Source organism: Marinobacter sp. 1-4A (assembly GCF_016597725.1).
Taxonomy (GTDB): domain Bacteria; phylum Pseudomonadota; class Gammaproteobacteria; order Pseudomonadales; family Oleiphilaceae; genus Marinobacter.
The window spans coordinates 134,083-146,318 of the sequence record NZ_VCGY01000006.1 but is presented as its reverse complement, the minus strand read 5'-3'; the positions used below and the strand labels follow the sequence as shown (position 1 = coordinate 146,318).

Here is a 12,236-nt window from a genome sequence, read left to right as displayed (position 1 = left end):
TTAGCGTCCCTCTATGCGTTTGAGGTATCTGGCTTGCCACAGGGTAATAGCGAAAAGCATCACCAGTGATACCAACAAAACCACAGACGCGATGGCGCTGGCGGCGGCGTAATCGTATTCCTGCAGGCGGACAAAAATCATCAGACTGGTTACTTCGCTCACATAAGGCATGTTGCCCGCAATAAAGATAACGGCACCGAACTCGCCAAGGCTGCGAGTAAATGATAAGGCCACACCGGTTAACAAGGCTGGCCACAGGGCTGGGAAGATTACCCGACGAAATACCAGAGCATCACTTGCCCCCAAGCTAACGGCTGCTTCTTCATCTTCAGGAGCAAGTTCTTCCAGTACCGGCTGAACGGTGCGCACCACAAAGGGCAGGCTGGTGAACGCCATGGCCACAACAATGCCCACTGGCGTGAAGGCAACTTCAATGCCCAGCTTGCTCAGCCATTGCCCGTACCAACCATTTTCGGCAAAGAGAGTCGCGAGGACGATACCGGCTACTGCGGTTGGCAGCGCAAACGGCAAATCAACTACGGCATCAATCAGCCGCTTACCGGGAAACTCGTACCGCACCAGAACCCAGGCCAGCAGCAACCCGAATACGCCGTTAAACAACGAGGCTGAAAGGGCCGCAAGGGCGGTAACTTTGTATGAGGCAACTACCCGCGGATCGGTTATCACAAACCAGAACTGGTCGAAGCTCATGGCGGATACTTCCATCACCAACCCGGTCAGAGGCAGCATCAAAATCAGACTGATAAACAAAAGCGAAATACCGAGGCTCAAACCGAACCCCGGTAGTACCCGCTTGCTGCGGTTTCCGATCCTCGGCCAACGCTGCTGGATTACAGCGCTAGCCTGGTTAGCCGTTGACATGAATTACCGCCGACGTTGCAGTTGGTCGAGTTTGCCACCACTGGCAAAGTGCTCTTTGGTGGCGTTTTCCCAGCTGCCCGCAATAACGTCAATCGGCAGCAGTTTTACCTCGGGAAAGCGGTCTGACGTTTCCTGTTTTACTGTTTCGTTGTGCACCCGGTAGTTGAATCCAGCCAGTAGGCGCTGGGCGTCTTCGCTGTACAGATGCTCCAGATAAGCTTTTGCAAGATCTTCAGTTTTGTTCTGCTTCACGTATTCGTCGATCCAAGTAACCGGGAACTCTGCCAAAAAGCTTACCTTTGGCGTCACCACCTCATATTCACCATTGTCGTAACGGTCGGCCAGATTCAGAACTTCCGATTCGAACGTTAGAAGAACATCGCCAATTTCACGCTCAATAAACGTAGTGGTTGCACCGCGCCCGCCACTGTCGAATACCTTCACGTGAGCAAGGAAGTCCTGCAGGAAACTGTCGATTTTATTTTGGTCGTCGCCAAAGCGGTCTTGTGCATAACCCAAGGCAGCCAGATACGTATAACGGCCGTTGCCTGAGGTTTTCGGGTTTGGCATAACCAAGGCGACGTCTTCCTTAATAAGGTCGTCCCAGTTCTGAATGTTTTTCGGGTTTCCTTTGCGCACCAGAAAAGCCATGGTGGAGTAGTAGGGCGAACTGTTGTTGGGTAGGCGCTCAGCCCAGTTCTCCGGAATCAGGCCACCACGGGCGTGCAGGATATCGATATCAGTAACCTGGTTAAATGTGGCTACATCGGCCTTTAAGCCTTGGATGATAGCCTGTGCCTGTTTTGAGGAACCCGCGTGAGACTGGCTGACTTCAAGCGTTTCACCGGTTTTTTCTTCCCAGTACTGGTTGAAGTGCACGTTGTAGGCGGCAAACAGTTCTCGGGCAATGTCATAGGAGGTGTTAAGCAGTTCACGGTCGGCAGATACCGCCGGCTGAGCAAAGAGTGAAGCGCTTAGTGCAAGACCGGTAAACAGGCCTTTGAGTTTACTTGGCATGACAATCCCCTAAACCAGATGATTTGATGGGGAGTAAGCTACCAAAGTTCAGTTAAAACCTGAAAGAATAATAGATAATTTATTCAGATCAATATGGAATATTGAGTCTGATGTCCAGAAACGAAAAAGGCACATCCGAAGATGTGCCTTTATGCGTTGAATATGGTCGGGACGGTAGGATTTGAACCTACGACCCCTTGCACCCCATGCAAGTGCGCTACCAAGCTGCGCTACGCCCCGATTCGCTAATTGTTGCCTTTTCAAAGCCGAGCCTTGACGGCGATTGCCAAAGAGACTTAAAGAGGAATCTCAGTGGCTTAGCGGGAGCGAAGTCTACACTAGCCCGGATTGAAAATAAACAGGCATTGTAGGAATTGCCCCCGAATTTTTAGCGCAACTTGGTTTCTCTGAGCTGCCGTATGAATTCCGGCGGATCAAAACTGTCCGGTTGCGAGTCGGCCCAATATTTATCGAAGACTGCCATGCCGGTTTTGCCTTCAAGCAGGGCGCCCGGCGCCAGAAATGGGAAAAGATCAATGTACGAATGTACAACCGTTTTCGATACCCGGCGAACGATGTGTTCCGGCCCTAGCTCATTTGGATGGCGCAATCCCGAGGCTTCCAGCAGGTTTTGTAGGGCTTCCAGAGTTTTTTTATGGAAGTTGTATACTCTCTGGCTTTTGTCCTGCACGTCCAACTTGCTGCCCCTTCTGGGGTCTTGGGTAGCTACTCCACTCGGGCAGCGCCCTGTGTGGCAGTTCAAGGCTTGAATGCAACCTAGCGAGAACATGTATCCACGGGCTGAATTGCACCAGTCGGCCCCCAAGGCCAAGGTGCGAGCAATATTAAAGGCCGAAGTAATTTTGCCAGCGGCGCCTATGGATATGTCCTCTCTCAGGTTGGTGCCTACCAGCGTGTTGTGCACGAGAAGCAGGGCTTCTGTCATGGGGGTGCCGATACGGTTGATGAACTCCAGCGGCGCGGCACCTGTGCCGCCTTCGCCCCCATCAACAACAATAAAGTCCGGTTTGCGACCGGTTTCGAGCATGGCTTTTACAATGGCGAACCATTCCCAGGGGTGACCGATTGCGAGTTTGAAGCCAACCGGCTTGCCGCCCGAAAGCTCACGGAGCCGATCAAGAAACTCTAACATTTCAATGGGTGTGGAAAATGCAGAATGCTGAGCAGGCGATACGCAGTCTTCGCCTACAGAAACGCCCCGTGCTTCGGCAATTTCCGGTGTTACTTTTGCGCCCGGGAGAATGCCTCCATGGCCGGGCTTTGCCCCCTGAGATAGTTTGACCTCTATCATTTTTACCTGGTCCAGAACGGCGTTCTTCCGGAACATCTCTGCGTTGAAGGTCCCGTCTTTGTTGCGGCAGCCAAAATATCCTGAGCCGATTTCCCACACCAGATCGCCACCGGGCTGCTTGTGGTATCGGGAAATCGAACCTTCGCCTGTGTCATGGTAGAACCCACCCATTTTTGCGCCCGCGTTTAAACTTAAAATAGCGTTAGCAGAGAGAGCCCCAAAACTCATTGCGGAAATGTTGAAAACACTGGCGCTGTATGGCTTTGCGCAGCGTGAGCCGATCTGAACGCGAAAGTTGCTGTCTTGTATTTTTGAAGGTCGGAGGGAGTGGTTGATCCACTCGAAGCCGTCTTCGTACATTTTCAATTGTGAGCCGAAAGGGCGCTTGTCCAGTACGTTCTTGGCGCGCTGGTAAACGAGCGTGCGTTGGTCGCGGGAAAATGGCTGCTCGTCGTTGTCAGACTGGATGAAGTACTGGCGAATCTCGGGGCCTATGGATTCAAACAGGTAACGAAAATGCACCATGATGGGGTAGTTGCGGCTGATTGTGCGCTTCTTTTGCAGCAGGTCATAGGTGCCAAGAACAGTCAGGGCGCCAAAAATAACAGGGAAAAAATACCCTGCCTCAAAGTGTAGACTCAGCGCCAATGAAACAAGGAAGCCCGTAATACTCATAACATAGGCCGAGTAGCGCATTGGGAAGGTTGTCGTTTTCTCCATAAATATCTCGCTTGGCTCCGTAATACTTTGAGTAGAGTGCGTTACGCCGTGTGATATCCAGTATATCGATACGGCACCGGACTGATAGTCGATTGCTTGAGCTTTTAGCGCGTCCCCTTTGGTCTATGCTGAGGTGAACACGTTGCGCTTTTGATGTTTTGAGCTCAAAACATTAACATGGCGCGTCTGTAATGTTTGAGTCCAGATTTATGACGAGTTTTCGATACCAAATTCAGAAATCAGGAGGCGCCAACACGTGGGCGACGTAGTTAAAGACGAGTATCAAACGGATTACGTAGCTGGTCAGGATAATATAAGACCATTCGGGCTGGATCTGCACGCCCCGGTTTTTCCGATTACCGCAATACTGGTGGTGGTTTTTGTTATTGGAACCTTGATGTTTCCAACGGTTGCCAAAGAATTGCTGGATGGCGCCAAGAACGACATCATCGAAACCTTTGACTGGTTCTTTCTCCTCAGCGCCAACATTTTTGTCATCGTGTGCATTGCGTTGATTTTTATGCCCGTGGGGAAAATTCGCTTGGGCGGTATGGACGCCAAGCCGGAGTTTTCAACCATCTCCTGGTTCGCGATGCTCTTTGCGGCTGGCATGGGTATCGGCCTGATGTTTTGGGCTGTAGCAGAGCCAGTGGCCTATTACACGGGTTGGTTCGGCACGCCGTTTGGCGTAGAGGCGAACACGCCAGAGGCACGCAAGCTGGCCATGGGCGGCACCATGTACCATTGGGGGCTTCACCCTTGGGCTGTGTATTCTATTGTTGCGCTTTCTTTGGCCTTTTTCGCTTACAACAAGAATATGCCGTTGACCATCCGGTCGGCGTTTTTCCCGTTGCTGAAAGACAAAGTTTGGGGTTGGCCTGGTCATATCATCGATAGTCTGGCGGTTGTGGCTACCATTTTTGGCTTGGCAACGTCCTTAGGCTTTGGTGCACAACAAGCAGCTTCCGGCCTTAATTATCTGTTTGGTATGGGCTCCGGCATCAACGTTCAGATGGCTATTATTGTTGGTGTAACAGCGGTTGCGCTTGTGTCGGTGCTGCGAGGCCTCGACGGCGGCGTGAAAGTGCTGAGTAATATCAACATGTCGCTGGCAGGCATTCTTTTGTTCTTCGTAATTTTTGCCGGGCCTACCATGAGTATTCTGGAAAACCTGTGGGCGACCAGTTCCAGCTATGTGAGCAACGTTGTGGCGTTCAGCAACCCGTTTGGCCGTGACGATGAAGCTTGGATGCGGGGTTGGACTGTATTCTATTGGGCCTGGTGGATTTCCTGGTCACCGTTTGTGGGTATGTTCATCGCCAGAGTGTCCAAGGGTAGAACGGTTCGTGAATTTGTCATGGCGGTTCTGATTATTCCAACGGTGATTACAGCCGTATGGATGAGCTCCTTTGGCGGTGCGGCACTTGAGCAGATCGATCAGGGCATTGGTGCGCTAGCGGAAAACGGTATTACCGAGGTTTCTCTGGCGACCTTCCAAATGTTCGCAAACCTTCCGCTGACCGGCATTCTTTCGTTTATTGGTATTGTTCTGGTTTTGGTGTTTTTCATTACGTCTTCTGATTCCGGCTCGCTGGTTATCGACAGCATAACGGCTGGCGGTAAAACCGATGCGCCAACCGCGCAGCGCGTGTTCTGGGTCGTTATGGAGGGGGCAATTGCAGCCGCATTGATCTTTGGTGGCGGTGCGGATGCCTTGGGCGCTATTCAGGCGACTGCGGTGAGTGCAGGCTTACCGTTTACGGTGATTCTCCTGGTCATGACCTGGGGCTTGCTGAAAGGTCTTACTCATGAGCGCAAGTTGCTGATCGCCAGAGGCGAGATGTAATAAGCAATGAGGCATAAAAAAACCGGAGCAACAGTCTCCGGTTTTTTTATGCCTGTTATACAGGTCAAAGGCTCGCAAATGTTTTCATGGCGTAGTTAGCCCGTTCTCTCGGGGTAAAGTGAGGACGTTTCAGGCTTTCTACGGCACGCAGTCGGGGCAGTAGCCCACGGCCATTTGCCATTTGAATGGCTAGACCGGGCCGGGCGTTGAGTTCAAGTAGTAATGGCCCTTCGTTGGCATCTACCACAAGATCAACCCCCATATAGCCTAGGCCTGTCGCTTCATAACAGCGGGAGGCCATTTCCAGCATTTCTTCCCAATCATCAATATTGATATTTTCTAAAGCCAAACCTGTGTCAGGATGAAGTGTTATAGGGCGGTTAAACTGTACCGCATTGAGGCTCCTCCCAGTGCCTATATCCAGACCAACCCCTACAGCGCCTTGGTGCAGATTGGCTTTGCCGTCGGAGTCTGTGGTTGCAAGGCGCAACATAGCCATTACCGGGTAGCCTTGGAACACCACTATGCGTATGTCAGGTACGCCTTGATGGGAATAGCGGGCTAGTGCCGGAGCTGATTCCACCAAGCTCTCGACAATGGCCACATCGGGTGTGCCAGCAAGCGAATAAAGCCCGGCCAGAATGTTGGTGAGGTGTCGCTCCAGCACAGAGGCACCCACGCGAGCGCCAGAGGCTTTTACATAGTCGTCTCCATCACGGCCGGTGATTACCGTGATGCCTTTGCCGCCAGAACCTTTTGCGGGCTTGATGGCAAACCCTGCAAGCCCTTCGGCCATTTGCCTAAAACGGGAGATCTCGTGCTGCTGTTTTACGACCTGCAAGAGCTTTGGCGTTTTTACGCCATATTCAGCAACGGCCAGCTTTGTTTTAAGCTTGTTGTCTACCAGCGGATAGGACGAACGCTCGTTATAACGGGCGATGTAGTCTACATTGCGCCGGTTCATATTCAGCATGCCCAGCCGGTTTAGTGCGCGCGGAGAGATCCAGTCCATATCAGTCGTAGACCTTCATTGGCGTAAAACGTCTGAGCTCGCTGAGTTTGTAGCCTGTGTACTGGCCCATCAGCAGAATCAGCCCCAGAATCGCGAAGTGCAACTCGGGGAAGTTGAACGTTAAGTGGCCCGCCAAGGGTGTGCTCATTAGCAAGTAGGCGCAGATAGCAACGAACAGGCTGCCAGAACCTTGTACAAGGACCTCTTGGCCGCCCTCTTCTTCCCACAGGATGGACATGCGCTCAATCGTCCAGGCAATAATAACCATGGGGAAGAAGGTTACGGTCATGCCTGTGTTAAAGCCCATTTGGTAACCGAAGATACTTAGGCCCGCGGTAATGAAAATAACCAGAATGATCAGCGCCGATATTCGCGATACCAACAATAAGTTCAGGCTGGAAAGGTAGCCCCGCATTGCTAAGCCAATGGCTACGACGGACAGAAAGGCAACGAGCCCGGGTACCAGTGTGGTTTGAACAAAGGCAACGGCAATCAGTACCGGCATGAATGTGCCTGACGTGCGAATACCAATGACAATCCGCATAAACGCAACCACAAGGGCCCCGAGTGGCAGCAACAGGAGCATGCGGAACATGCTTTGCTCTTCAATGGGAAGTTCATAGAAGCTTAAAAAACCCAGACCGTCGCCGTCGGATTGCATGGCAGCAAGCTGCAAGGCAGGGACAGTTTGGCGCAGCATGGAGAAGCTGATTTCGGAGTTGTCACCACCAACCACATCCAGCAAAGACTCAGAGCCCTGCCGCCACAGTAGTAGATCTTCCGGCACGCCTTGGGCGGCGGTTTTCGGGTTTAGGGTAAGCCATCGCTCACCGTTGTATATCTGCAGGAAAGGCGTGAGTTGTTGCCGCCGACGGGCGTCTTCAAGCTTTAAGCCATCGGCTGTCCGTGCCGGAATCCCCGAGTGGTTCAGCATGTTCACGAGCAGCTGAAGATAATTTTCCTCGGACACAAGAAGAGTTGTGTTCTGAACACGGGTGTCAGGCTGCATTAGCCGGATCAGCTCACGGGTCATGCTTTCAGGTGTGCTTGAGCGAGCCTCGGCTTGAGCCAAAATTTCCCGTACTGCGGTGGCTTGGGGCTCTTCCCAAAACAATCGTTTGGTCTTGGGTGGCTGGGCAGGAGGAATAGGTTCTGCATTGGGGTCTGGTATGAACTGGGCTTTGAAGTACAGTGTTTGCGGGCCAACTACTTCTCGCTTGGTCCACTCAGCCCGCCGACTGCCGGCCTTATCAATAATCGAAAAGCCATAACCTGGTGAAGCGGCTTGTTCAGTCAAAATCCGGAACCCGGGCGGTTGCTCGGGAACGTTCAGGCTCGCTACCACGGATTCATTTGAGCCATCAAAATCTACCCGTGCCTCAACCATCCAGACCGGGCGCTGCTCCCCGGTTAGCCAGGGGATTCCAAGTTCAACATGTCGCCAAACGGCAAGTGAGATACCGGCAGCAATGAGCAGAAATACAGCAATATAAAAGGGCAGGCGGGAGGGGCTGGTCACTATTATTTCCCGTTGTCTGTACGGATGGATTCAGGCAACTCGGTTGCGTACTCTTTGCCGACGTCAATCAGCATGACGTCCCTAAGCACGTTGCGGCCAATAAGGGCCTGATAAGTGAGATTGCTTCGGTCTGCGAGCGTAAACTCTGCCACTTGCTGGTGGTCACCAATAGAAAACTGAAGCTCTACAACGACACGTCTTTCTGCGCCATCTGCACTGGCTTGAATAACCTTGACGCGTCGGGAAATTTCTTTCTCAAGGGTAACAAACTCTTCAGCGCCGGGAACAGGAACATCAAAACGAACCCAATTGCTGCCATCGCGTTCGAACCGAGTAATGTTTCGCGCGTCTATAGAGGATGTTTCCGCTCCGCTATCAATGCGAGCTTTGTAGATAAGCCCGGGGCCAGCCAGATAAAAGTTCTCTACCTCGCCAACAATGACTTTTCCTTTCAGACGATCAGCCCGCCCTTTTGATTTGTCGGAGGCTGGGCAGGCTTTCTGAGCTGGTATGGGAGGGCAGGAAGGCTTGGCAACTTGCGTTGCAATGGCTTCAAGGACCTTTTGGGTTGAGGCATCGGTATGCTCCAGAACCTTTTCATGTCGAACCTTGGCATTATCTTCCATGGTGACCAATGTGGCACGCTGACTCTGAACCGAGGTTTTGAGCTCGCCAAGATCGGATTTTGGAACCATGAAATAGCTGTCTGTCGAACAACCCGCTAGCAATACAGTGCCGGTAAGAACCGTTACGGAGAGCGCCGATAGACCAGCCCGCAATCGTTTAAAACACATGAAAAACCCCTGAGCCCGTTGTCGGTCACACCCCGAAAAAGAAAATGTGACGGTCTGAAAGTTTATACGGAGAAGATCCGGAGCGGGAGTATACAACAACCAACGTGTGTAGTTGTTTTACAGTTGGTTAAGGGGATGCATTTTATCCGTCTGAAGAAGCGGTTCAGCGGGATAAGAAATGACTGGTGCCAAGCACTTCATCAGAACGCAAATGCTCCTGCACCACTGGCGAACAGTTGAGATAAAAAAGAAGCAGTTCTTTTTGTATGTCTTGGTCCTGAATGCGCGCGGCAAAAACGATTAGATCACGTATCGCATCGTCACTAAGGGCGCTTTCCGCTTCCGAACTTTTTCCATATCGGCTTTTCAGCAGCGCCGTGAGCCGTTCAAGGTGAAACTCGCCGGTGTGGGTGATATGGGGGAGAATCCTAAAATCCGCTGAACCATAACCTTCAGGTGCTATGTCTCTGCACTCGTCATATGGGCTGTCGGCTTGTAGCAAATCTGCACCTAGCTTTCGCCAGAGTTCTTTCAGCATTGTTAGTAATCCAGTTTGGTTCTGTGCCGACCTGAAAGCCGTTAAAAAAGTGTAATGCCATTTGTTGCGGACGACACTACTCTTTTAATCGATATTGTGTTTTGCGTCCAGAGCCGACTCTGGGTGTGTGACTAAAATGCCAAGCAGTCGTGGTGCAGGCCGTGCATGTGCCTCACGACACACAAGGCCAGCGAAAAAATCGTTATGTTCCTATAGAATGTAATACGCGATTAACATTACGCAAATCCATAGAAATACGGATAATCCAGAGGAGTTTTACTTGTGCCTACGGCCGTGAGCGAACTGATGTTATCCCGGCCAGAGATGATGGCGGCACTTGTTGCCCTGCTGTTCGTAACCACGGTTGTCATTGTGGGGCTTCTGGTTAGGGCCAAATCGGAAAGGCGGGCGGCTGGCCTGCAATCGGATGTGGCTGCACAAAGCAGGCGAATAGAAGAGCTGTTAGAAGAGCGCCAAAACCAGCAAGCGAAGATGGATAGGCTCGGCGGGGAGTTGGGCGAAGCCCGCGCCTTGTTGCGGGAACAGCAGGCTGTCCTGAAAGAGGAAAGGCGCTCGGCTACGGAGAAACTCGCGCTGCTTGAGCGTAACCGGGATGCCTTGAAACAGGAATTCGAAAATCTTGCCAACCGTATTTTCGAACAGAAGAGTGAGCGCTTCACCCAGCAAACGCGCACCAGTCTGGATACTCTGCTCAACCCCTTCCGTGACCAGTTACAGGATTTTCGAAAGCGGGTGGAAGATGTATACACCACTGAAACTCGGGACAGACAGGCTCTTCGCAGTGAGATAAAGTCGCTTCAGGATCTAAACCGGCAAATTACCGAAGAGGCCGCTAACTTGACCCGCGCCCTTAAGGGCGACAAAAAGGTTCAGGGCAACTGGGGCGAGTTGATTCTCGAGCGTGTTTTGGAAAAATCCGGGTTGCGCAAAGGCATTGAGTACGACACGCAAGGCAGTTACCGGGACACCGAGAACCAGTTGCTACGGCCGGATGTGGTGGTGCATCTCCCGGATAACCGTAATTTGGTGATTGATTCAAAAGTATCCTTGGTGGCCTATCAGAAGTGGATCACGGAAGAAGATGATAGTGCTCGGGAAGATGCTCTAAAAACTCATGTGGACGCTGTGCGCAATCATATTCGCACGCTCAGTGAGAAAGACTATAGTCAATTGGACGGCCTGCACTCGCCAGATTTTGTTTTTCTTTTCATGCCCATCGAGCCAGCATTTGTGGCGGCTTTTCAGCAAGACGAGAACCTTTTCTCGGAAGCCTTCGAACGAAAGATTATTGTAGTAACACCCACAACACTGCTGGCAACCCTGCGCACTGTTGAAAACATCTGGCGATACGAGCGCCAGAGCCAGAATGCGCGGTTGATAGCAGAGCGCGCGGGCGCTGTTTATGACAAACTCAGGGTGTTTGTTGAAGCCATGGAGCGCCTTGGCGGGCAGCTTCATACCGCTCAGGTTACATACGACTCCGCCATGAACACGCTGACTCGGGGTCGGGGCAACCTTATTTCACAAGCGAATAGGTTTGTTGAGCTTGGCGTGAGGGTAAAGAGAGAACTGCCTAAAGCTATCGTGGATCAGGCAGAGGTGGATTCCGAGCCGGAGCTAACCCGTGAAGAGGCGGATTCGGAGACGCAGGCAATTGGTGCAGATAACGATCAGGAGTAAGTACCATGGCAGTATGTTTTGGGAATAGCCGCTTACCGGTTTGGAGGTTAAAAGGTCGCCAAATGGTTAAAGTGGCGGTTATGGCTTCGGCACTGATGGCCGGGCAGGTGGCAGCGCTTGCGCCCGAGCACGAAGCGCGTCGGCTAATGCTTGCTATTGAAGAAGCGGTAACAGAGGAGAGCTGGGGCGAAGCCGGTGAATACCTAAACCGCTTGCAGTTGTTGGAGGCAGAAAAACCGGTCGACTATCACTATTACCGTGGCAAGGTAATGCTGCAATCTTCGCACTTCAACGAAGCTCAATCAGCACTTGAAGCCTATGTGACGAAAGCGGGCACGGAAGGCGAGCATTATCAGGACGCCCTAAAACTCCTGACCAACATCGAGCGCGCGCGCAAAGCAAAAGCTCAGGCGCCGCAAACCAGCAGCGATACCAAAATAGCCGTGATTGAGCCTGCCGGTGACAGCCGGCTTGAATCTTTGCGGAAGCTGTACTTGGCAGACTCCGACCGAGAAGCCTTGGTGTTGCACCTCAACAGTTTGTTGGGCACCGCAGCATGGCGGGAAGATCAGGGGGTTGTGCGCCTCGATAAGCGGCCGGATATCGAATATCGCGTAAACGTGAGCGGAAATGCCATTGCCGTTCAGGAAATTAAACGGAACAGTGCTGGCGGTGCTACCCGAACAACGGCGCAGGTGCAGGTCTTTGGTGTAAATCCCCAAGTCGAGTGGGGCTGTGAGCCAGCGGTAGCGACCTGTTGGGTATATGACCCACGAGACGGCTCGCGCTTGTTCCAGCTGGCGCCAAATCGAACTCAGGTAGAAGAAGTTGCCCAGACACTGGGCAAACTGATTCGCAACCTGCAGGTCCCTTCGGGCTCCTAATGATTAGAAGC

10 protein-coding genes and 1 tRNA gene are annotated in these 12,236 nt (G+C 52.1%); 3 read left to right on the top strand and 8 right to left on the bottom strand.

Annotated elements, in window-relative coordinates; genetic code table 11:
- The 4 genes from cysT to FE845_RS13995 all read right to left on the bottom strand — a co-directional run bounded on the left by cysT (position 1) and on the right by FE845_RS13995 (position 3,931).
- Positions 1 to 831 (bottom strand): sulfate/thiosulfate ABC transporter permease CysT, encoded by an 831-nt coding sequence (cysT, locus tag FE845_RS14010; protein ID WP_413785084.1) that lies wholly within the window; start codon positions 829 to 831, stop codon positions 1 to 3.
- A 54-nt stretch (positions 832 to 885) separates the two neighbouring features.
- Positions 886 to 1,899 carry a thiosulfate ABC transporter substrate-binding protein CysP gene (gene cysP / locus FE845_RS14005; RefSeq protein ID WP_200365739.1) on the bottom strand — a complete coding sequence of 338 codons (1,014 nt, stop codon included), beginning with the start codon at positions 1,897 to 1,899 and terminating at the stop codon, positions 886 to 888.
- A gap of 163 nt (positions 1,900 to 2,062) precedes the next feature.
- A tRNA-Pro gene (locus tag FE845_RS14000) sits at positions 2,063 to 2,139 on the bottom strand.
- Positions 2,140 to 2,287: 148 nt separating this feature from the next.
- Positions 2,288 to 3,931, bottom strand: a complete 1,644-nt coding sequence (locus FE845_RS13995) for an FMN-binding glutamate synthase family protein (RefSeq protein WP_200365737.1) — start codon at positions 3,929 to 3,931, stop codon at positions 2,288 to 2,290.
- A gap of 256 nt (positions 3,932 to 4,187) precedes the next feature.
- Here FE845_RS13995 and FE845_RS13990 point away from each other — a divergent pair, with 256 nt between their 5' ends.
- Positions 4,188 to 5,777 (top strand): BCCT family transporter, encoded by a 1,590-nt coding sequence (locus tag FE845_RS13990; RefSeq protein ID WP_200365735.1) that lies wholly within the window; start codon positions 4,188 to 4,190, stop codon positions 5,775 to 5,777.
- Positions 5,778 to 5,841: 64 nt separating this feature from the next.
- Here FE845_RS13990 and FE845_RS13985 read toward each other — a convergent pair whose 3' ends face one another.
- From FE845_RS13985 to FE845_RS13970, 4 genes are all read right to left on the bottom strand, one after another.
- Positions 5,842 to 6,789 carry an alpha-L-glutamate ligase-like protein gene (locus FE845_RS13985; RefSeq protein ID WP_200365733.1) on the bottom strand — a complete coding sequence of 316 codons (948 nt, stop codon included), beginning with the start codon at positions 6,787 to 6,789 and terminating at the stop codon, positions 5,842 to 5,844.
- 1 nt (position 6,790) lies between these two features.
- The gene (locus tag FE845_RS13980) at positions 6,791 to 8,308 is read right to left on the bottom strand and encodes an inactive transglutaminase family protein (protein WP_200365730.1); all 1,518 of its coding nucleotides are present in this window, start codon (positions 8,306 to 8,308) and stop codon (positions 6,791 to 6,793) included.
- A 2-nt stretch (positions 8,309 to 8,310) separates the two neighbouring features.
- Positions 8,311 to 9,102 carry an ATP-dependent zinc protease gene (locus tag FE845_RS13975; RefSeq protein WP_200365728.1) on the bottom strand — a complete coding sequence of 264 codons (792 nt, stop codon included), beginning with the start codon at positions 9,100 to 9,102 and terminating at the stop codon, positions 8,311 to 8,313.
- Positions 9,103 to 9,265: 163 nt separating this feature from the next.
- Entirely contained in the window at positions 9,266 to 9,640 is a 375-nt protein-coding gene (locus FE845_RS13970; protein ID WP_200365726.1) for a hypothetical protein, read from the bottom strand.
- A gap of 282 nt (positions 9,641 to 9,922) precedes the next feature.
- Here FE845_RS13970 and rmuC point away from each other — a divergent pair, with 282 nt between their 5' ends.
- Together rmuC and FE845_RS13960 are read left to right on the top strand one after the other, a co-directional pair.
- Positions 9,923 to 11,341 (top strand): DNA recombination protein RmuC, encoded by a 1,419-nt coding sequence (rmuC, locus tag FE845_RS13965; protein ID WP_200365724.1) that lies wholly within the window; start codon positions 9,923 to 9,925, stop codon positions 11,339 to 11,341.
- A 5-nt stretch (positions 11,342 to 11,346) separates the two neighbouring features.
- Positions 11,347 to 12,225 (top strand): tetratricopeptide repeat protein, encoded by an 879-nt coding sequence (locus FE845_RS13960; RefSeq protein ID WP_227714361.1) that lies wholly within the window; start codon positions 11,347 to 11,349, stop codon positions 12,223 to 12,225.
- Positions 12,226 to 12,236: the final 11 nt, after the last annotated feature.